Raw genomic sequence first — 20,169 nt, 5'->3', positions numbered from 1 at the left:
GCGTAGCGCGTACGTTCCGTAAGACTCCACTCAGAATGACAATTTATACCTTGTCCGACTTTTCAAACATACTCTTAGATTGAGATGCCTGTATGCATAATTAGTGAATAACTAGTCTGTAATTTACGTCGTCCACTTCCTCGGTTGTCTTGAGGCTGTTCTGCCGACTTCTTCTCAGCTTTTTCGTAAATTCTCGAACTATCTAATACGTAGCTTTTATGACTTAGACTTAGTGCAATCAGAATAAAAAATAACAAGAAAAGATATACCATTTTTATTTCCTAACTCATTTTCTAATTAAGGTTAAACAGAACGATAATCTCCAAAACCTTACCTAGATACCTATGTATTATCAAGTTAATCAGAATACATTGAGACAAGATTAATTCAGTATAATACAATTAGAAACTTAGTTATGAGCATGGGAAGACTTGCTCTCCATTAAGGTTTGTAATGGTTAATATAGAAGCATTACAATCAATCCCATCAGCATTAGTATGTCAAAATGAAAGGGAATCATGACCTCAAAGTGAGTGCTTGTGTTGCGTTTTGCAGCCGATTCACGCTTATTAGCAAGACATAAGGATTGACTTTAGCTATGGCAGAAGAAAATAATCAGAATCAAGATGAGCAGGATATTCCCAGTACTGCTGACAAACCAGCAGCAGCAAAACCCGCAGCAGCGAAGAAAGAAAAGGCTCCTACTGTTGAGGATAAGCCGTTTTTGGACTTCATGCAGCAAGATTATGTACCAGCCTTACAAAATGCGATCGCATCTGAAGGTGTGCGCGATTTAACGTTATCATTTGCAAAGCAAGAAATCCCGGTTCGAGGGGTGCAATTCGGTGAATGTTGGCAAGTTATTGGTAGCTGGCAAAACGGTTATCGTCAATTTAATTTATATTTCCCAGAGGAAAATATTCAAGGCAAAAAGGCTTTTTCTTGTAATGAAGGGAAGGTTCCCAGTACTCTCGAATCGTTTCTAATTGACGAGCGCAAAGTCAGTCTAGATATGTTGGTATCCAGATTGGTTTACCGTTTGAATGGTCAAAAGTGGTTGGGAAGAAATTAGATTTTGGTTAATTGTTAGGAGTTAGGAATTAGAAGTAAAAGACTCATTTCCTAATCCCCAATCCCAATTAACCAATTTCATGAAAATGATAAGTAACGGCTCCAGTAGTGGGGTCGTTATCTACATGTACATACCCCGATTTAAGCATTTCTTTCAATGTGCTTTCAACTTCCACAAAGCTTGCTCCAGTGACCTTTACACCTTGGGTAACGGTGATTTTACCAGCGTACTCTTCGGCTGCCCCAATCAACAGCACCATCAATTTTTCTTTTGGCGAATCATATAATCTTTCGGCAACCACTGATTGATTTTCAGGTACTCCAAAGGGAGATAAACCAGCTTTTAAACGCAATTGTATCTCCCGCTCTGTAACCATTTCTGGAATTAAAAATAAATCGACAAATTGTCCAATTCCAAATAGTCCACCAGTTAGCAACCACAAGATACCAGTTCCAACTTTGCCATTATAAATACGGTGCAATCCCCCTAAACCAACAAAAAAACATCCAGATAAAATATAGGATATCACCAAGCGGTCTTGACGCTGTTGAGTTACAATTTGTTGTTGTTGAATATTCATTTATTTTTACTCCAAAATATTTAGCTTAAGAATTTAATTTAGGCTGCTGGGATTTGTGACGATTTCTGACTGTTGCAATGTGACGAGAATACTTGAAATTGTATAAATGGTTAGGTTGGTTTATTTCCATGCCCACGGTAATATTTAAAAATATATGATCCTATTTTAACTGTTACATCTTTAAGAATGCAGGGTATTTAATTAACCGACTTCCTCCAACCGAATCACCCAACCGGATGATTTTTTCCCTTCCTCCTCCCCAATCAGCGAGATTTGTTGCAACTCTTAACGTTTTTTTTCTCCTTTTTTTGCGTCATATCTTGGTAGACTGGGGTTTATACTTAACAATTATTGTCGTTGATTGCGCCTGTAAGACCTTTATCTAAATGGTTTAGTGGTGCATTCAAAAATTAAAAAAAAGCAAGAGCAATTTAGACATGGTAGATTCCCTAAAAAAACCAGGTTTTGAAGAAATGCGTGCGGGGACAAAAGTCCCAGCGAAGGAAACTTTGCTGACTCCCCGGTTTTATACTACGGACTTTGATGAGATGGCACAGATGGATTTATCTGTCAATGAAGATGAGCTAAAAGCTATCATTGAAGAGTTCCGTGCTGACTACAATCGCCATCACTTCGTTAGGGATGAACAATTTGAACAATCCTGGGATCATATTGATGGGGAAACTCGTCAGTTGTTTGCGGAATTTCTCGAACGTTCCTGTACGGCTGAGTTTTCTGGCTTTTTGCTGTATAAAGAACTTGGTCGTCGTCTCAAAAATAAAAGCCCTTTACTGGCAGAAGGCTTTAATTTGATGTCACGGGATGAAGCTCGTCACGCTGGCTTTTTGAATAAAGCACTCTCTGACTTTAATTTATCCCTAGATTTGGGATTTTTGACCAAGAGCCGTAGTTATACCTTCTTTAAGCCGAAGTTTATCTTTTACGCGACTTATCTTTCTGAGAAGATTGGTTACTGGCGTTATATCACTATTTTCCGTCACCTCGAAGCAAATCCGAGCGATCGCATTTATCCGATTTTCCGTTGGTTTGAAAACTGGTGTCAAGATGAGAACCGTCATGGTGACTTTTTTGACGCGGTAATGCGGGCACAACCCCAAACTCTAACTGACTGGAAAGCACGTTTATGGTGTCGTTTCTTCCTGCTATCGGTGTTTGCGACGATGTATCTAAATGACATTCAACGCACCAGGTTCTACGAATCGCTGGGTTTGAATACCCGTGAGTTTGAATACGAAGTAATTAAAAATACCAACGAAACTGCTGGTCGTGTATTCCCTGTGAAGTTGAATGTGGACCATCCTGAATTCTACGATCGCTTGGAGATTTGTGTCAAAAATAATGAGAAGTTAACGGAAATTGTTAGCTCTAACAGTCCAAAACCAGTGCAATTCTTCCAAAAATTGCCTTACTACTTCTCGAATGCTTGGCAAATCACGAAGCTGTATTTCCTGAAGACGATTGATACAGTTCCTACTCATGGTATGGCTCGGTAAATTATCGCCCATCATCCATCATCATTTATACTAAAAACACTTAGAATATGGACTTTTTAATTATCTAAAACCAATATTCTTAAGCCTCTCTCCCTTAGTAAGGGGAGAGGTTTGGAGAGGGTTTCTATATTAGAAAAGTTTTAAGCCGTTCACAGTATATCTGGTAAATAATTAAGTGGTTTCGTATTTGCGGAACCACTTTTTTTGTGAAGCTATCTTTAGTTTAAGAATTATGAATATTTTATGAATAAAAAACAGTTTATGATAGAGGATATTTTGTTAATTAATCATAAGTCTAAGGTTACAAGATTAATTGCGATCGCGGAGCTTACCGTAGGTATCGCATTATCTGGATTGGGTATGTGGGGAAATCCTGGTTGGTGTCAAACTTTACCATCAGCACAGGATTTAGGTTTAGATTTGGATTTAAAACCAGAAGTAATTCAAAAAAGTCCAGTTTTGCAACGATGGCAGCGTCAAGTACCGAATATTTTGGATGAAATTAAGAATGAACCTAGTTTTCGTACTCGTTTACGTTTAGGTTATTCGCAAACTGGGGGTATGAATTTGGGTGTGGAAGATATTTTTATCGGGAATAGTCGATTTACAGTCAGTGGAGATTATTACAGAGCATTTAATCATAATAAACATTCCTATGGTGTAAATTTTAATTACTATTTGCGTCCTTTGGGTAGTTATGTGAATATTGCCCCTGTTCTTGGTTATCGGCATTTGGAAGCGGAGAAATATTCTACCGATGGTGTAAATTTGGGTGCAAAGTTGTTGTTTGTGTTGTCTCGTGGTGGTGGTGCAGATATGTCCCTGACTCAAAGTTGGATTGCACCAGGAACTGCGGAAGAGGTTGGTTTAACTCGACTTTCGGTTGGGTATGCGGTAACTCGGAAATTACGAATTTCGACTGATATTGAAAAGCAGAATGCTAAGAAAAGTAGAGATAGTCGTTTAGGTGTGGTTTTGGAATGGATGTTGGGGAATTAGGGATTTTTCAGTAAGGAATGTGGGTTTATTAATATACAATTCTTCGTAAGTGGTAGTCGAAAATATTTATACATTCCGAAAATCTTAAATATACTGGTAAGTCGGGTTCCTACCCCATCTAAAATCTCAATTCAGTATGACTAACTCGACGCAAAAACCTAAATAACCTCGCTTCATTTAGCCTATCGTTGAGGTTAGAAACCCGGTTTCTGTTGGTGTTGCAGCACAATTAGTCATACTTAGTTCTGAAAGAAACCCGGTTTCTTGGGTATGTTTGTTTCTAGTTATTTAATTCTTTTTGAGAATTTTTTATTTGATTCTCTGTGAAATTGCTACACTTGTATTACTTGGGGTAATTTCGTGAATCCTTACCACTTGTAACATCTACCACTTTGAGCAGTTCCCACAATGCCATGATGATTAGACTTTTCAAGAAAATGAGGTTTCTGAATACCAAGCTGGATGTCAAAGATAATCATGGTGAAATTTCGGTTGCTGACAGACAAGCGAATGACTTGTCAGTGCAAGATGTGCAGGATAATCAACCCAAGGGTAAACTATCGCTGTTGCTGGTTGCAAGTGTAAGTGTTACAGCTTTAATTACGGGAATGCGTCATTTACAGTGGTTAGAATCATCGGAATTAGCTGCATACGACTATATGGTTCGTTCCCGTACTGCGACTACTCCCGATAATCGCTTGTTGGTGGTGAAAGTGACGGAAGATGATATTCAACGTGAGGGATATCCGTTACATGATGCGACAGTGAATAAATTGTTGGCAAAGCTAGAGTCGTATCAACCCCGTGTGATTGGTTTGAATATTTATCGTCCCCAACAAACTAATTTTGGAGATGGGGTTAAAAATAAAAGCGATATTATTGGTGTTTGTAAATTTAGTAGTTTAAAAGACCCAGAAATTCCACCTCCATCAAACTTTATCATAGACAATATTGGTTTTAATGACCTAGCACCAGATAGCGATCGCACTATTCGACGAGCTTTGTTATTTGCTGACTCTTCAGATAAAAAGTGTAATACTTCCTATTCTTTTGCATCGTTACTGGCATTAGCATATCTGCAAAAACAAAATATTGAGCAGGATTTTCTTCCAAATAAGGATTGGGTATTGGGCAAAACAGTCATACCACCTTTACGGAAAACGGATGGTAGCTACGAAAAAATGGATGATGGTGGGTATCAAATCATGCTAGATTACCGTCATCCCGACTCCTTAGTTAAAGAAGTCACGATTACAGATGTTTTAAACAACAAAGTTAATCCTAATTTAATCAAAGATAAATTAGTCATTATTGGCAATACCGCAAATAGCACAGATAGGGGAGTTCCTACACCTTACAGCGCACTTTCTAACCAACCTTTTGGCACACCTCCAGTATTCATCCACGCACAGACAGTCAGTCAGATACTCAGTATTGTTCTCGATGGAAAACGCCAAATTTGGTATTTACAGGATTGGCAAGAAATAGGCTGGATATGGCTTTGGGCAGTTTTTGGCGGTGTTTTAGCCCTGAGAACTCGCAACCCGATGATGCTATTGGTTGTTGGTGCTACAAGTATAGGTGGATTGCTGGGAATATGTTATTTGCTGTTTCTCCAAGCTGCTTGGATTCCTATAGTACCCCCAGCAATGGCTTTGTTAATGACAGGTGTTAGTGTGATGGCATATTCCACCTACCGTACCCAAATCGAAACCAGAATAATTATCCTCCAAGTTGAAAAACAACAGGAAGCGATCGCACAATTAAGCGCTTTACTCAAAGAAAATACCCGCATTTCCGATACTTCTTTACCAAGCAACGTAATAGTCGATACACCCCAACGCAACACGGGCGATTTTCTCCTCAGTGGTAGATACGAAATTAGTCGAGTTTTGGGTTCTGGGGGATTTGGTTGTACTTATTTAGCAAAAGATACCCAACGTCCTGGTAATCCTACTTGTGTCGTTAAACAATTAATGCCCGCACGTCGAGATGCTCGATTTATGGAGGTTGCTCGCAGGCTATTTGATGCGGAAGCTGAGATTTTATTGATTTTGGGTAAACACATCCAAATACCCGACTTGCTGGCGTTTTTTGAAGAGAATCAAGAGTTTTATTTGGTTCAAGAGTATGTCAAAGGGAAGACGCTGAATCAAGAATTATCATCGGTAAAAAATGCTAAAGATGAAGCATATGTAATTGAAATGCTCAAAAGTGTCCTATATGTGCTGAAATTTGTCCACGAGCATCGGGTTATTCACCGTGATATCAAACCCGAAAATATTATTCGCAATTCCCAAGATAATAAGTTGGTATTGATTGACTTTGGTGCAGTAAAAAAAATGCAACCAGCTAATACCGAAAAAACCGAACTAGCCACGGTTGCAATTGGTACTAGGGGTTACGCAGCACCAGAACAATTGGTGGGACATCCCCGTTTATCTAGTGATATTTTTGCCTTAGGGATGATTGCGATTCAAGCATTAACGGGAATACAACCCCATGCGTTGGAAATCAACCCCGATACAGGTAGTGTGGAATGGCGAAATTTAGCCCAAGTTAGTGATAAGCTCGCAGCAATTATCGATAAGATGGTTTGTTATCACTTTAGCGATCGCTATCAATCTGCTGCGGAGGTTTTGGAGGAGTTGAAGCGGATTGATTGATTTTGCTTTTCCTATTTTTTAGATTTGTAGCGACTGTCTTGAAAATCAAGCGATCGCATGATGTCGCTAAAAATATGAGGTTATTTGGAGCGATATGCCTTTGGCATTAAGCTTTGCTTATCGCGTGGGTTCAAGATTCCCGACTTCTGCGCGAAAATCTAAAATCTGACAACAAACATAGTTAGAAGTCGGGGATCTGTTGGTGGAGCTTTCCAGCGAAAAAAAACGACTTGTGAAAAAAACACCCACAGGTTGGCGCAAAATTCGGGTTTCTCGACGGTAAAAAGCAGATATTAGATTGTAGTTTAAATAGAGATTTTACAAATAGACTTAATTAGCTCTAAATAATACTACATCATGAGAAGAAAATATAAACTAAAAAAGTTGATTCTATTAGGATTAATCTCTATATTTATAGTCACCATCCTAGCTGCTGCGATTGATATCTATACTTATGGCAATATACCCAAGCAAATAAAAGCCGAAGCTGCAATAGTTTTAGGTGCAGAAGTCTGGGCAAAAGAACCATCTCCCGTATTTCGCGAACGCATAAATCATGCAATTAACCTCTACAAAAAAGCTGATATTCACAAAATTATCTTCACTGGTGGAATTGGAGCGGGGAAGGAATTATCGGAAGCAGAAGTTGGTAAAAATTATGCCATCAGAAATGGAGTTACGGAAAGTCATATTTTAATCGAAGTGCGATCGCGAACGACTTATCAAAATATCGAAAACGCTAAACAAGTTGCATTGTCAGTATTCCCCGACTTACAATCTCATAAATTCCTAATTGTCAGCGACCCTTTACACCTGAAACGTGCTGTAATGATGGCAAGAGATTTGGGTTTCGATGCATATCCATCAGCTACCCTAACTACTCGCTATCGCAGCTTTAAAAGTCAACTGGAATTTTTGGTGCGGGAAACCTATTTTTACTTTGTTTATTTAATATTTAAAACGTGATGATTTAGTAGGAGTTAGGAATTAGGAGTAGATAGATAAGATAAGGCAAAACCAAGAAATAAATTGTTCCAATACAATAAAAGGGGCGGGGATACCCTGCCCCTACGGATGATACGATTGATAACAAATCCCTTAAGTTGGGACTAATTCACCTGGACGCAACTTAGACCATTTACCCTTCTCTTCTTTAAAACTCAGACATCCAACCACATCCCATTCCATCTCAATCACCTCTCCTTGAGAACGGATGTTAACATTGATGGATGGCTCATTTGGATCAAAATTAGGTGTTTCCGTCAAATGTGGCTGTTGGTGTTGCCCTTCTACAGCGTGGTAGGTAAAGCAACGGTCTACATAGTGGCAGTTTACACAAACGCACATAATAGAATCAACTCCGAAACCTTGTATTGTTAATCTAGCTTAAACAAAAGGGTTATGGACTAAACTTTTGATTTATTTTTATTAAAATATGATTTTTATGAAAATACGTAATAATTAAGATGTATAAATTAGCTTTGTCTTCCCTATCTCCAGAAAATTACCCTTTTGATTTGGATTTGTTACCGCAACCAGTATATTTAGTTGGTGGTGCGGTGCGGGATGCTATCTTGGGAAGAAAGCGCGAATATCTCGATTTAGATTTTATTTTGCCCCAGGATGCGGTCAAAGTTGCAAGAAAACTCGCAGCACATTACCAAGCTGGGTTTGTCTTACTCGATAAGGAAAGACAAATTGCACGGGTAGTATTTGCGAATGCGACTGTTGATATTGCCCAGATGGAAGGGGATAGTTTGGAGACAGACTTGAGAAGAAGGGATTTTACTGTCAATGCGATCGCATTCAATCCCCACACTCAGGAATTTATTGACCCGCTTCAAGGTTATGATGATATCGGCAAGGGTATTTTACGCATGGTATCATCAAAAAATCTCGAAGATGACCCATTGCGATTAATGCGGGGATATCGGCAAGCTGCACAGTTGGGGTTTACTTTAGACTCGGAAACTCAAGTTGCAATTCGTCAGTTAGCACCACTTTTAGGTAAAGTAGCAGTTGAACGATTTCGCACAGAACTTGGTTACATGCTGGTGAATTCCCAAGGTACAGAGTGGATAGTTCAAGCTTGGGAAGATGGTTTGCTTGCACCTTTCTTTAAAAATACCACTAAAGAAGGATGCGAATATCTGCTCAATGTTGATAAAGTGGCAGACCAACTTACTGAAACTTGGCAGGAATTGGGAATTGAATTAAATAAATATGTGCGGGATACCATTAAGACTACTTGGTTGGGTATCGCAAAAATCGCATGTCTAGTTAGTTCCGAACCAGAAACCGCAGAAATAGAACTAACAGAATTAACCTACAGTCGTGTAGAAATCAAAAGTATTACTACTGCCCTGAAACTGTTCCCGAAGTTTAGTAAACTAGAGATGCCCTTACGAGAACAGTATTTTTTGTTTCAGGAAGCGGGATTTGTATTCCCGACGACAAGCGTTTTAGCAGTAGTTCGTGATAACTTGGTAGAGGGGATTGCACCCTTAATCACCCGCTACCTCAACCCTGATGATCCGGTCGCTCATCCCACTTTATTAGTTAGTGGGAAGGAGCTAATTGTAGCATTGAATATACCCGCTTCGCCAATAATTGGTAAATTACTGGCAGAAATTGCGATCGCACAAGTTGAAGGCAGAATTTCCACATCGGAAGATGCGATCGCGATCGCACGAGAATTGATCGATTCGTTTTGATTAAGTACAATTCTTGGTAGGTTGGGTGAAGGCTTTACGTAACCCAACATCAATCAACTAATAATCAATACCCATATTTCAGGGAACACCAAAAAAATAAACTCTCCATAATTGTAGGGGTAGGGTCTCCCCACCCTTCGCGTGATAGTGTTGGTAAGTATATGATTTGAATATTTTATTTTCTGGAAGTCCCTTATTTAACTCAGATTCCTAAGCACATTTGTTTTGGTTGGAATTTATTTTTAGCTGGATTTTTACAAGTATTTTTATCTTCGATATAACTCAACAAACATCTTCCCACATACTCCGCAAGCTTCACGGGTACTGCATTCCCAATCATCTGTTCCAAATCTGTTTTAGAATGATTTAATCGATCGAATACAAAATAATCAGGAAACGTTTGTATATAACTTCTCTCAATTGTGGTTAGTGGACGAATTTCTTGAGTAATTGGTGCTGCATCTTGATGATGAAGTTGATAAGTTTTGGGAATTGGTCTATTTACACCTCTAATTGTTGGACTTGGTTCATCAATACTAAAAATTGCCCTTCTTTTATAACTTCGGGGATGTCTGTAATAGAATTCTATTCCTAAACTGTCTCCTAAATATTCCCGCACCGTAATTGGATTTTTCGCAAAATTCGCTCTTAAATATGTAATTATACTATCATCTTCCCCATTAAATTCACCGATGCAGAAATATCTTTTTCTATTTTGAGGTACACCACATAAACCCGCATTAATTACAGCTTCCGTTAACCCATAACCACTGATTTTTAATAGATTACGAACTTGGGTATATTTTCGCGACTTTGTATATCTATCTACATTTTCCATCACAAAATAATTGGGTTTGATGGCAGCAATTATTTCCGCAAAAGATATACTTAAATCACCTCTGCCTAAATCTTCATTACGTTTACCAGCACTAGAAAAGTCCTGACAAGGTGCCCCACCAATAATGATATCTGGATTGAATTGTTGTAATAATGAGTAATTGTCTAATTTCCCCAAATCACAATTATAAATGGGGTGTTGAAAATTTTTTCTATAAACTTCAATTACTGGTTTCCAATTATCAAAAGCAGCTATTATATCGAAACCTGCATTTTGGAAACCGAGAGAAAAACCTCCACATCCAGCGAATAAATCGATTGTTTTCAAAGTATTACTAAGATTTTGTACTAACATTACTGTAATCAAATTTGCTTTAGCGTTTCGTCAAAAATTTCTGGATTACCCAAGATAATAGCATCAAAGCGTCTTTCTGGACTTAAGAAGTTTTGACCTCCACCTAAAATAATGCTTCTAACTTCATCTTTTGTTACTCTTGGTGATACTAGTTCTTGACATTTCATATAATGAAAGGTGTTTAAACCATTTAAAGCAAAAGCTTTATCATTTTTGTATTGTATGTCAGAGTATCAATAATTAACTTATGGTGTACTTTTCCTGTTTGTGCAAAGTCATATAGCATCCTTCCTAACCAAATGACAGAGCGCATAGGTCTTTGTATTGTTTCTTCTTTTTTAATAGACCTCTTGGTCATATCAAAAAATAACCGCGTAAATGCAAAATTACTCCAGATAAATATATCTAAACAGTTTTTATATAGCTTCGATGTTTTCCCTACTGTTTTCCATACAGGCTGCATCACAAGAGGTGTCTGAATATCAATATAATTGATAAGTAAATTATCGATAGAATCAGCAATGTCTGATATGTGAGGCAGTATAGTTCTTATACTTGCCCAATCTTGGATTTGACTAAATACGGGTTCGAGGTAATTAAGTAAGATATCTCTGTTATTTTGAAATTTATCAACTATGCTTAATGCTAAATAAACTATCGTATCCGGTCTAGTAACTATCTCACAACCATATTTATCATCACTCAACTTGTAAGTAGAGTTGTCAGGTAATGCTGTTAACTTAATTTCTATCCCTCGCAAACAAAATGCATCAGACGTAGTATCAAGCGTAACTAAATCAACTCTCGGTAACTTACCTGTCACTATCTTACGATATGGTACATAATCACTCTCAAATGCAAAGAATAAATTAGGAGAGAGAGGTTTAATACCAAAAATTTCGGTTACTTCTATTTTCCCATGTGTTACTTCGAGGTTCTTGTCCAACATTAAATAAACTGGTTTTAATCCTAAAGAATCCATGTAACATGCTAAGGATGCAGGAAAAGAATTATTAAATTGATTTTTTCCCCAACTTTCTTGTTGTGAAAAATCCCTGTTAGAGTTTGCAATTCCAAATAATTCTGGTTTAGAAATATTTTTAGTCATTTATTGAAAAAATGTATATTTTGTAACTACATAATTATGCAATGCTATGCACTAGCAGATGATATGTTATTCTTTACGTTAAAAAAAAAAAATAATCTGAAAAATAAATAAACCTTAAAGTCACTTCCAAGTTAACCCCACTAAACGCTATTATCAAATATTGTCAGGTTGACTTCTTCGTTATCGATACCCATGACTGCATCTTACTCCGCATCCCAATCGACTGCTAACAAGGCAAATGCTTACATTACAGACCACCACCAGGTTGATGTCAGCAAGCTGAGTCAGATGTACCAGCATTACGTCGAAGTCAAGGAAATGCACCCCCATGCGGTACTTTTCTATCGTGTTGGTGATTTCTTCGAGTGCTATTTTAGCGATGCGGTAACGTTAGCGCAGGAATTGGAACTGGTTCTCACGAGCAAGCAAGCAGGGGAACAGGGAAGGGTAGCAATGTCAGGTGTCCCCCACCACGCTTGGGAGCGTCACGCGACAGATTTGGTGGCAAAGGGTTATGCTGTTGTTATTTGCGACCAAGTTGAAGATGCTGCCGAAGCAGCAGGTAGGTTAGTACGTCGGGAAGTGACGCGAATTATTACCCCCGGTACACTCCTAGAAGATGGAATGCTCAAGGCAAGTAAAAATAATTATTTGGCTGCGGTGGTAATTATTGGGGATAATTGGGGATTAGCTTATACGGATATTTCCACGGGGGAATTTCTCACCACCCAAAGTACAAATTTAGAGCATTTAACCCAGGAAGTAATGCGGTTACAACCTGCGGAAATATTAATTCCTACCAACGCACCAGATTTAGGAGCATTATTACGTCCCGGTGAAAAATCTTCAAGTTTACCGGAATGTTTACCAGCAAGTTTTTGTTATTGTATGCGATCGCAAATCCCTTTTTCTGTCGGTGAAGCTCGCAGCAGGTTACTCCAAAAGTTCAAATTAAAATCTCTGGAGGGGATTGGTTGCGAACATCTTCCCCTAGCTGTGCGTGCTGCTGGTGGTTTGCTGGAATATCTGGAGGAAACCCAGAAGGAAAGCAAAATTTACCTGCAACCGCTTCGTAGCTATACCCTTACTGATTTTTTAGTGGTAGATAGTCAAACCCGTCGTAACCTGGAAATTACTCAGACAGTTCGTGATGGTATTTACCACGGTTCCTTGTTGTGGTCACTCGATCGAACTTCGACGGCAATGGGGGGAAGGGCATTAAGAAGATGGTTATTACAACCCCTACTTGATATTAAGGGGATTGGTTCCCGTCAAGATACAATTCAAGAATTAGTCGAAAATACTGCCCTGCGTCACGATATTCGGCAGTTATTAAAGCAAATATACGATTTGGAAAGATTGACGGGAAGGGCAGGTTCAGGTAGGGCAAATGCTCGTGATTTAAAGGCTTTGGCTGATTCTTTATCGAAGTTGCCAGAATTAGCTCATATAGTATCGGAAGCAAATTCTCCTTTCCTCAAAGCATTGCAGAAAGTACCCCCAGAAATGGAAGTTTTGGGACGGAAAATTAGTGCCCATATTGTCGAGTCTCCACCAATCCAAATTAAGGAAGGTGGTGTCATTCGTGGTGGTGTCAATCCCCAGTTGGATGAGCGTAAAGCATTGGTGGAGGAAGACCAAAGGTGGATTGCGAATTTGGAGGTTGAGGAACGGGGAAGAACGGGTGTACCGACCTTGAAGGTGGGTTTTAATAAGACTTTTGGTTATTACATTAGCATTTCCCGATCCAAATCCGACCAAGTTCCCTCAAATTATATTCGCAAACAAACCTTGACAAATGAGGAAAGATATATTACGGCGGAGTTGAAAGAACGGGAAACCCGGATTCTCAATGCTCAAGATGACTTATTTCAATTGGAATATGAGATATTTGTCGCATTGCGGGAAGAAGTTGCTAACCATGCGGAGACAATTCGCAACCTTTCCCGTGCGATCGCAGCTGCTGATGTGTTGTGTGGTTTGGCAGAATTGGCGGTAATTCAAGGTTATTGTCGTCCTGCTATTGTTGAGGGCAGGGAGATATATATACTAGATGGCAGACATCCAGTGGTGGAGCAGTCATTGCCTGCGGGTTTCTTTGTACCGAATTCGACTAATTTGGGTAACGAGCAAAAACAAGATTCATCCCCCGATTTAGTCATATTAACGGGTCCCAATGCCAGTGGGAAGAGTTGTTATTTGCGTCAAGTGGGTTTAATCCAATTAATGGCACAGATTGGGAGTTTTGTCCCTGCCAAGTATGCGAAGTTGGGAATATGCGATCGCGTTTTTACCCGTGTTGGTGCTGTCGATGATTTAGCAACCGGACAATCTACCTTTATGGTGGAGATGAACGAAACCGCAAATATCCTTAATCATGCCACATCGCGATCGCTCATCTTATTAGACGAAATTGGACGGGGTACAGCGACTTTTGACGGACTTTCTATCGCTTGGGCTGTGGCAGAATATTTAGCGACGGATATTAAAGCTAGGACTATTTTTGCAACTCACTATCATGAATTGAATGAATTGTCAAGTATTTTGGGGAATGTGGCGAATTATCAAGTGACAGTGAAGGAAATGCCCGACCAAATTATATTTTTACATCAAGTGCAACCAGGGGGAGCGCAAAAATCCTACGGAATTGAAGCGGGAAGATTAGCTGGTTTACCTCCAGTTGTGATTAAGCGGGCAAAGCAAGTCATGGGGCAAATCGAGCAGCATAGTAAGATTTCCCTGGGGTTGCAAAATTTGAACACGGATTAAACGGATTATTATGATTACACGGATTGGAAGATTATGATGTTGATACAGAAACCGTTGAAGAAGATACATATGCCGATTTACGTGCAAAAGCAGAGAGCTTAGAATCACAATTAGCAGAAAAAAGTGAATGGATGTTAAAAAATTTGACACACATCCAGACAGCCAAGCAATTTGCATTTGCTGCTGCTAAATCCTCGCAAAAACCCCCACATCCCGTTCAAATTTGGGAAGCGATCGCAGAAAAATGGCAGAATGCGATCGCAGAATTAGGAAATATTGGTGAAGGAGAACCGGGATATGCAGAGGCACAAAAATTACTCAAAACCTATGGAAAGAATCTGAAAATTATTCAAACTAGAATCCAAATAGAAGCAAATGCATCTGCCAAATTAGATAATATTTTCGATCGTGTTGAATCTTTCGCTGAATCGACATCAGCAAAGCGTCAAACATATATTTTGGAATTACACTATATTATCAAAGAATTAAAATCTATTCAACCCGGAACCACTGCCCATGCAGATGCCCAAAAATTGTTAAAATCTGCACAACAAAGGCTGAAATCTTGAGGGATGCTAATTTTGATTTTTGGTTTACCAGCCTCCAATTTTAGCGCGATCGCAAAGTCAACAAGTCAACTGACGAATTCTAAGTTTGATACTTTTCCTTCATGATTGGGTAATCTAGAGCAAGAAAAAGTAATAATTCATACCGACAAAGTAGTACCCATGAAGAACAAGCCTGATTTATACCAATTTACAGCCAGATTCGGCTGTGGTTTCATATTTGGACTTTTCGCTGGTACTAGCTGTTATTTTGTCTTTGGTGCGACAACAATGGCTGGTTTATTCTGGGGATGGGTTATCTTCTCAGTAATGTTTGGTTTATTATCAGTAATTTTTGGCGATCGCTTTTGGACAAAAATATATCGTTGGTTCCTTTGAAGCAATCAGAATTCAGAATCAATTAGTGGGGTAAATTAAACCCATTTATGCTCTTGTCTAGAAGCTATATCTCCATCTTCACACAAAATTCAATTCTGTAGCTTACATAACTCCTAACTCCTAACTCCTAACTCCTAATTCCTAATTCCTAACTCCTAACTCCTAACTCCTAACTCCTAACTCCTAATTCCTAACTCCTAACTCCTGACTAATTCCCTCAACTAACTGGTCAATCTCCGATTCTAAGGTGAAATAATGAACACAAGCACGAATACAATCAGGATTGGCAATAGTGCGGGTAAATATTCCTTGGGATTCGAGATAATTCACTAATTTTTGGCTGCTTCCTGGCTCTGGATTGGTAAGTTGAAATGAGACTAAACCGCTTTTAGGAGGTGAAGATAGTAAACATTGAATTTTTGATATTTTCTGTAACTTTTCCCATAAATATTTACTATTATTCAGTATTTGTTCGTAGCGCAATTCAATATTCCCCCATTGCTCATGGATATCCATAGCCACCTTCAAGCCAGCAAATAAAGCATAATTGGAAGTTGCAATTTCATAGCTACGTCCATCAGGTTGAAAATTTTTAATATCGCCTCGTGTATCGGTAGTTACACTTCGCCAACCAACAAATGTCGGTAATAATTTATCTTTAGCTTCCAAAGCCACATACAACCCACCCAAACCAGCAGCACCACACATCCATTTATGCCCCGTAAAGGCGTAGAAATCTACTTTTAATTGATTCATGTCCAGAGGCATAGAACCAAAGGATTGTGCCCCATCTACCAGCAGCAGCGTATGATTTTGATGACAGACTTGGGAGATATTTTCCAGTTCTAAAACTTGTCCCGTATTCCAGAGTATATGACTGACCACCACTAAGCGGGTATTTGGAGTGAGGTATTGTGCGATCGCATCAACTGGGTTACTAGCATTCAGGATTGGGCAAGTAGCAACTTCTATCCCAAAACGACGTTCCAAGGTTCGTCCGATCGCAATCACAGCATGATGTTCACAATCCGTCAGCAATAAGCGATCGCCTGGTTTCCAATCTATACCCCACATGGCAATATTACAACCAACGGTGACATTTTCAGTCAGGGTGATTGTTTCTGGAGTGGTGTGAATGTGGGATGCGATCGCATTTCTTAATAAATCGGTTTGCTCGTTCATCCAAGGAATAACTCTATTCCCAAATGGTCCCAATTCCTGCATTTTGAGGTGCGATCGCATAATTGCCTCTATCCCAGTCTGCGGCATTGGTCCTTGTCCACCATAATTAAAATAAGACTTGTTTGCTAAGGCTGGAAATAATGCGCGATGGTTCATAGTTATATGAGCATTTGGATGAGAAGGTAGAAGACAGAGGACAAAAAATATATTTTATTCCTTCTGGCTTTTTCGGTAAGTTTAGCAACATTGACTTTAGTGATAGCAGTTACTTCGATTATTGCTAATTGTTTGCTAGCTTAGAGTAATGTTAATAAATGCCGACCTGTTGCTGCAATATCAACGCTGTAAACGCCGACCGTTTTTAGATATCCACGGCGAGCGCTCGCAGCGCGATAAACCGACTGATTTGTTGATTAAACTCCAACAAGATAAAAGTATCCATCAATTAAGTATACTTAAAGATAAAAATTATACTCGACCATCCCATGACCGCCGAGATTGGCGTACAGGTGCTGCTGCGACTCTAGAATTGATGCAGCAAGGTGTCGATTGTATTTATCAGGGTGTTCTTGTCGCTAATTTCTCTGATATTCAATGGTATACTTTACCCCTACCTATTAGTTTGGAAGGGTTGGAATCTAACGATGTTGAGGTTGATAGGCAAGATAAATTACAAGTCGCGATGCCCTTGCAGAGCCGTTACACGATCGCAAATACTTCAGTAAATTATAATACCAGTATTTCTCATAATCATAATCCTAATTCTCAACTTCAGAGTAACTTACAATCTTCTCTAGAAAATTCTTTAGAAAAAAACTCTTCTAATTTAAGTAATCAAGTTAATCCTCAACTCGATATTTTAGTTGGACAAGAACATACATTAATTAGTTCTCCCGATTTACTAATTAAACAACCCGGTAAATCTCAGTTTGGTGATTGGATGTATATTCCTGCATCAATCGAACTTGGAAAACGTCCTAAACAAGATTATCAAGTAGTTGTCGCATATCATGCTCAAGTATTGGGAATCGTACAAGATTTGGAACCCCAAGCAGCTTGGTTGATGTTACGTGGAAAAGATGCAGGTTATCCGGTAGATTTGCGACGCTGGATGTTCCAAATGCAGCGAATTCTATTGGAATTTCTGCAAAATTTGGCAGATGAAACTGCTCCTGAAGTATTTATTTCTCGACAAAAATGCAATTTATGCCATTGGTATAGCACTTGTTATGAAGTCGCTAAAAAACAACAACATTTGTCACTATTGCCTGGTGTGACACCAGTTCGCTATAATCAACTTCAAACTTTAGATATTACCTCTCCTGAATCTCTCGCAAAGATGAATCCGATTGATTTAGAAAATTTGCCGGGATTCGATAGTCGAATTGCTGTAAAAATTGTGATTCAGGCTAAATCTATTGTTGAAAATCGTCCTTTTATTCTTCCTATTCCTGAATTAGTACAAGAAAAAGAAATTGAAAAAGACGAAGCAGTTATTGAACGAGAATATATTAGTTTATCTACCCTTCGTCCAAATCAAATTGCTATTAGAAACGTTCATGTTCCTTGCCAAATTGAATTATATTTCGATATTGAAGCGCAACCCGATTTAAATTTGAATTATTTATTGGGAGTTTTGGTAGTTGATAAACAAGCCAAAACAGAAGAATTTTATTCTTTTTTAGCGGAAAATGTTGAAGAAGAAGAAAGCATTTGGCAGCAGTTTTTGAACTTGGTAAATCGCTATCCCGATGCTCCTATTTACCATTTTTGCGTTTATGAATTCGATACCGTCAAACGACTAGCTAAACTATATCACACCCCTTATGACTCCGTTTTACCCGTACTCAGTCGCTTTGTCGATGTATATGAAGAACTAATTAAAAGCGTCACACTACCAATTGAAAGCTATGCACTCAAAGCGATCGCAAAGTGGTTAGGTTTTGAATGGCGTGATAATGAAGCTAGTGGAGCTAAGTGTATTTACTGGTATGACCAATGGTTACAAACAGGCGATCGCACTTTACTTGAAGTCATTCAACGCTACAATGAAGACGACTGTCGAGCTACCCGCAGCGTCAAAAATTGGTTGGTTGAGTTTATTCGCGATAATGGCGAATAGTAGGGCAATACGCTTATCCAATTGCCGCTTTGAGAAACTTATTCACCAAGTTATTCAAGGACTTTTTCATCATGTGTCTGCGGTTCCATTTCTGAAATGCAATCTCGTAATCTTCACCTTTAGCATTAAAAATATTCCAAGCTTCTAAGCCAATAATTAGTATAAAAAATGACAATGGATAAAGTGACCAAGAAATAGTGAAACCACCAATAAAATCGACAAATATTAGAAAACCGTTAAATATGGCATAATTACCCAAACGTTTTTGAAAGCGTTTTTGACGGAATTCGTCGAAAGCTAAACGTTGTTGAGTTTCGCTTTGCTTGGATAACCAATCAGTTTCAGCGATTTTCAGGGATTCTGGAGCAATTTCCAACTCATTCGCGATTTCGAGTAATTGTTCATAGGAAAATTCCCTATCATCATTATCCACTTGACGTGCGATCGCAAGATGGAGAATCTGCTGTATGTCTTCTTGACTATATAAGCGAATTGGCTTGTTATTCTCGGAATTAGTCATTATTTTACATCCTGAGTGCGGGGAAAGGTGACAAAAATATCTTTAACCAATACATCTGATTGTGTCAGCACTGCTTCTATTATCCTCAGACTAGCAAATCTAACACAAGACTGTAGTATATGGATTTCCCCACAACTCAATTCCAAATTCCCGTACACTCGACTATTCCTTCAAACCTATTTATTTTTTAGTTATAATTCCCTCTTCTTCATGGGAACAAAAATCAGCACAATTCGCTGCTTCTTGTGTTAACACGGCAGCAGGATTAACTGCACATCTGAGATAATGGTTGTGGGATAAAAATTTACATTTAGAACAAGGTAAATTGCTATCTGTATCTGTAGAGATAGGAGTTTTACGATTTTGCCAAGAAATTCTCATTCTTGATAAAATCACAAATAAACCAGTCCAAAATAATGTAAATGCCAGTAAATTCCCAGCTAAAGCGATAGCAGTATTTGGCAGGTTAATTTGCTGTTGATTGCCATCATTGATTTCGATAGTTTGAGTTTTTTTTACACTCTGAGTATTACTGTTAGAACTATTAATACTCGTTGCGGGTATAGTCGGATTTTGTATATTATTTATCATATCCCTGAGCAATTTTTACTTACTATTTTTCTAACGAATTTTCCCATTAATTCAGTATTTATCATTTTTGACAAAAAAAAGGTAATTTTGAATTCATAGATTGGGAAAAAAATATTAATTTTTTCGGAATAAATAAAAAACTAATAGTTATTTGTAGATAAGTCTGATGGTAAGCTAAATCGAAATAATGTTATAT

17 protein-coding genes and 1 pseudogene are annotated in these 20,169 nt (G+C 38.5%); 10 read left to right on the top strand and 8 right to left on the bottom strand.

Features of this window, described 5'->3' with window-relative positions:
* Positions 1–74: 74 nt before the first annotated feature.
* Positions 75–272, bottom strand: a complete 198-nt coding sequence (locus CK510_RS30910) for a hypothetical protein (protein ID WP_143289252.1) — start codon at positions 270–272, stop codon at positions 75–77.
* Between the two features lie 326 nt (positions 273–598).
* Between CK510_RS30910 and CK510_RS09210 the strand changes: the two genes are divergently transcribed.
* Positions 599–1,072, top strand: a complete 474-nt coding sequence (locus CK510_RS09210) for a DUF2996 domain-containing protein (protein WP_095721420.1) — start codon at positions 599–601, stop codon at positions 1,070–1,072.
* Between the two features lie 67 nt (positions 1,073–1,139).
* Here the strand turns inward: CK510_RS09210 and CK510_RS09205 are convergent, their stop codons facing one another.
* Positions 1,140–1,652 carry a TM2 domain-containing protein gene (locus tag CK510_RS09205; protein WP_095721419.1) on the bottom strand — a complete coding sequence of 171 codons (513 nt, stop codon included), beginning with the start codon at positions 1,650–1,652 and terminating at the stop codon, positions 1,140–1,142.
* Between the two features lie 437 nt (positions 1,653–2,089).
* Between CK510_RS09205 and acsF the strand changes: the two genes are divergently transcribed.
* The 4 genes from acsF to CK510_RS09185 all read left to right on the top strand — a co-directional run bounded on the left by acsF (position 2,090) and on the right by CK510_RS09185 (position 7,797).
* Positions 2,090–3,166, top strand: a complete 1,077-nt coding sequence (gene acsF / locus CK510_RS09200) for a magnesium-protoporphyrin IX monomethyl ester (oxidative) cyclase (protein WP_095721418.1) — start codon at positions 2,090–2,092, stop codon at positions 3,164–3,166.
* Between the two features lie 360 nt (positions 3,167–3,526).
* Positions 3,527–4,165 carry a hypothetical protein gene (locus tag CK510_RS09195; RefSeq protein ID WP_211293134.1) on the top strand — a complete coding sequence of 213 codons (639 nt, stop codon included), beginning with the start codon at positions 3,527–3,529 and terminating at the stop codon, positions 4,163–4,165.
* Positions 4,166–4,581: 416 nt separating this feature from the next.
* Positions 4,582–6,831, top strand: coding sequence for a CHASE2 domain-containing protein (locus CK510_RS09190; protein WP_095721421.1), 2,250 nt, complete (start codon positions 4,582–4,584; stop codon positions 6,829–6,831).
* Positions 6,832–7,215: 384 nt separating this feature from the next.
* Complete coding sequence (locus tag CK510_RS09185) at positions 7,216–7,797, top strand: YdcF family protein (RefSeq protein ID WP_510788921.1); 582 nt, start codon at positions 7,216–7,218, stop codon at positions 7,795–7,797.
* A 132-nt stretch (positions 7,798–7,929) separates the two neighbouring features.
* On the opposite strand, the gene CK510_RS09180 is transcribed toward CK510_RS09185, so the two are convergent.
* Positions 7,930–8,178, bottom strand: a complete 249-nt coding sequence (locus tag CK510_RS09180; RefSeq protein WP_095721416.1) for a Ycf34 family protein — start codon at positions 8,176–8,178, stop codon at positions 7,930–7,932.
* Between the two features lie 119 nt (positions 8,179–8,297).
* Between CK510_RS09180 and CK510_RS09175 the strand changes: the two genes are divergently transcribed.
* On the top strand, positions 8,298–9,545 hold the full coding sequence (locus CK510_RS09175) for a tRNA nucleotidyltransferase/poly(A) polymerase-related protein (protein ID WP_095721415.1): 1,248 nt from the start codon (positions 8,298–8,300) through the stop codon (positions 9,543–9,545).
* 202 nt (positions 9,546–9,747) lie between these two features.
* Here CK510_RS09175 and CK510_RS09170 read toward each other — a convergent pair whose 3' ends face one another.
* A complete protein-coding gene (locus CK510_RS09170) occupies positions 9,748–10,737 on the bottom strand; it encodes a DNA cytosine methyltransferase (protein ID WP_095721414.1) in 990 nt (329 codons plus the stop codon).
* A gap of 8 nt (positions 10,738–10,745) precedes the next feature.
* Positions 10,746–11,719, bottom strand: a pseudogene (locus CK510_RS09165) (HindVP family restriction endonuclease).
* Positions 11,720–12,037: 318 nt separating this feature from the next.
* Between CK510_RS09165 and mutS the strand changes: the two are divergent.
* From mutS to CK510_RS09150, 3 genes are all read left to right on the top strand, one after another.
* Positions 12,038–14,614 carry a DNA mismatch repair protein MutS gene (gene mutS / locus CK510_RS09160; RefSeq protein ID WP_095721413.1) on the top strand — a complete coding sequence of 859 codons (2,577 nt, stop codon included), beginning with the start codon at positions 12,038–12,040 and terminating at the stop codon, positions 14,612–14,614.
* A 23-nt stretch (positions 14,615–14,637) separates the two neighbouring features.
* Entirely contained in the window at positions 14,638–15,183 is a 546-nt protein-coding gene (locus CK510_RS09155; protein WP_095721412.1) for a hypothetical protein, read from the top strand.
* 159 nt (positions 15,184–15,342) lie between these two features.
* Positions 15,343–15,558, top strand: a complete 216-nt coding sequence (locus tag CK510_RS09150; RefSeq protein ID WP_143289251.1) for a hypothetical protein — start codon at positions 15,343–15,345, stop codon at positions 15,556–15,558.
* Positions 15,559–15,741: 183 nt separating this feature from the next.
* Here the strand turns inward: CK510_RS09150 and CK510_RS09145 are convergent, their stop codons facing one another.
* Positions 15,742–16,896 carry an aminotransferase class V-fold PLP-dependent enzyme gene (locus CK510_RS09145; RefSeq protein ID WP_095721410.1) on the bottom strand — a complete coding sequence of 385 codons (1,155 nt, stop codon included), beginning with the start codon at positions 16,894–16,896 and terminating at the stop codon, positions 15,742–15,744.
* A gap of 148 nt (positions 16,897–17,044) precedes the next feature.
* Here CK510_RS09145 and CK510_RS09140 point away from each other — a divergent pair, with 148 nt between their 5' ends.
* Positions 17,045–18,862, top strand: a complete 1,818-nt coding sequence (locus tag CK510_RS09140) for a TM0106 family RecB-like putative nuclease (protein ID WP_095721409.1) — start codon at positions 17,045–17,047, stop codon at positions 18,860–18,862.
* A gap of 13 nt (positions 18,863–18,875) precedes the next feature.
* On the opposite strand, the gene CK510_RS09135 is transcribed toward CK510_RS09140, so the two are convergent.
* The gene (locus CK510_RS09135) at positions 18,876–19,382 is read right to left on the bottom strand and encodes a 2TM domain-containing protein (protein ID WP_095721408.1); all 507 of its coding nucleotides are present in this window, start codon (positions 19,380–19,382) and stop codon (positions 18,876–18,878) included.
* A 180-nt stretch (positions 19,383–19,562) separates the two neighbouring features.
* Positions 19,563–19,973, bottom strand: a complete 411-nt coding sequence (locus tag CK510_RS09130) for a hypothetical protein (protein WP_095721407.1) — start codon at positions 19,971–19,973, stop codon at positions 19,563–19,565.
* Between the last annotated feature and the right edge of the window lie 196 nt (positions 19,974–20,169).

It is taken from the genome of Brunnivagina elsteri CCALA 953, from assembly GCF_002289455.1.
Classification (GTDB): Bacteria; Cyanobacteriota; Cyanobacteriia; order Cyanobacteriales; family Nostocaceae; genus Brunnivagina; species Brunnivagina elsteri.
Note: the sequence above shows the minus strand (reverse complement) of the source record. Positions and strands in the feature narration are given on the sequence as shown.

Coding starts and splice junctions, on each gene's coding strand:
- CK510_RS09180 (WP_095721416.1), bottom strand. CDS start 8,178: ATGTGCGTTTGTGTAAACTGCCACTATGTAGACCGTTGCTTTACCTAC.
- CK510_RS09205 (WP_095721419.1), bottom strand. CDS start 1,652: ATGAATATTCAACAACAACAAATTGTAACTCAACAGCGTCAAGACCGC.
- CK510_RS30910 (WP_143289252.1), bottom strand. CDS start 272: ATGGTATATCTTTTCTTGTTATTTTTTATTCTGATTGCACTAAGTCTA.
- CK510_RS09175 (WP_095721415.1), top strand. CDS start 8,298: ATGTATAAATTAGCTTTGTCTTCCCTATCTCCAGAAAATTACCCTTTT.
- CK510_RS09150 (WP_143289251.1), top strand. CDS start 15,343: ATGAAGAACAAGCCTGATTTATACCAATTTACAGCCAGATTCGGCTGT.
- CK510_RS09140 (WP_095721409.1), top strand. CDS start 17,045: ATGTTAATAAATGCCGACCTGTTGCTGCAATATCAACGCTGTAAACGC.
- CK510_RS09210 (WP_095721420.1), top strand. CDS start 599: ATGGCAGAAGAAAATAATCAGAATCAAGATGAGCAGGATATTCCCAGT.
- CK510_RS09145 (WP_095721410.1), bottom strand. CDS start 16,896: ATGAACCATCGCGCATTATTTCCAGCCTTAGCAAACAAGTCTTATTTT.
- CK510_RS09130 (WP_095721407.1), bottom strand. CDS start 19,973: ATGATAAATAATATACAAAATCCGACTATACCCGCAACGAGTATTAAT.
- acsF (WP_095721418.1), top strand. CDS start 2,090: ATGGTAGATTCCCTAAAAAAACCAGGTTTTGAAGAAATGCGTGCGGGG.
- mutS (WP_095721413.1), top strand. CDS start 12,038: ATGACTGCATCTTACTCCGCATCCCAATCGACTGCTAACAAGGCAAAT.
- CK510_RS09190 (WP_095721421.1), top strand. CDS start 4,582: ATGATTAGACTTTTCAAGAAAATGAGGTTTCTGAATACCAAGCTGGAT.
- CK510_RS09195 (WP_211293134.1), top strand. CDS start 3,527: ATGTGGGGAAATCCTGGTTGGTGTCAAACTTTACCATCAGCACAGGAT.
- CK510_RS09170 (WP_095721414.1), bottom strand. CDS start 10,737: ATGTTAGTACAAAATCTTAGTAATACTTTGAAAACAATCGATTTATTC.
- CK510_RS09135 (WP_095721408.1), bottom strand. CDS start 19,382: ATGACTAATTCCGAGAATAACAAGCCAATTCGCTTATATAGTCAAGAA.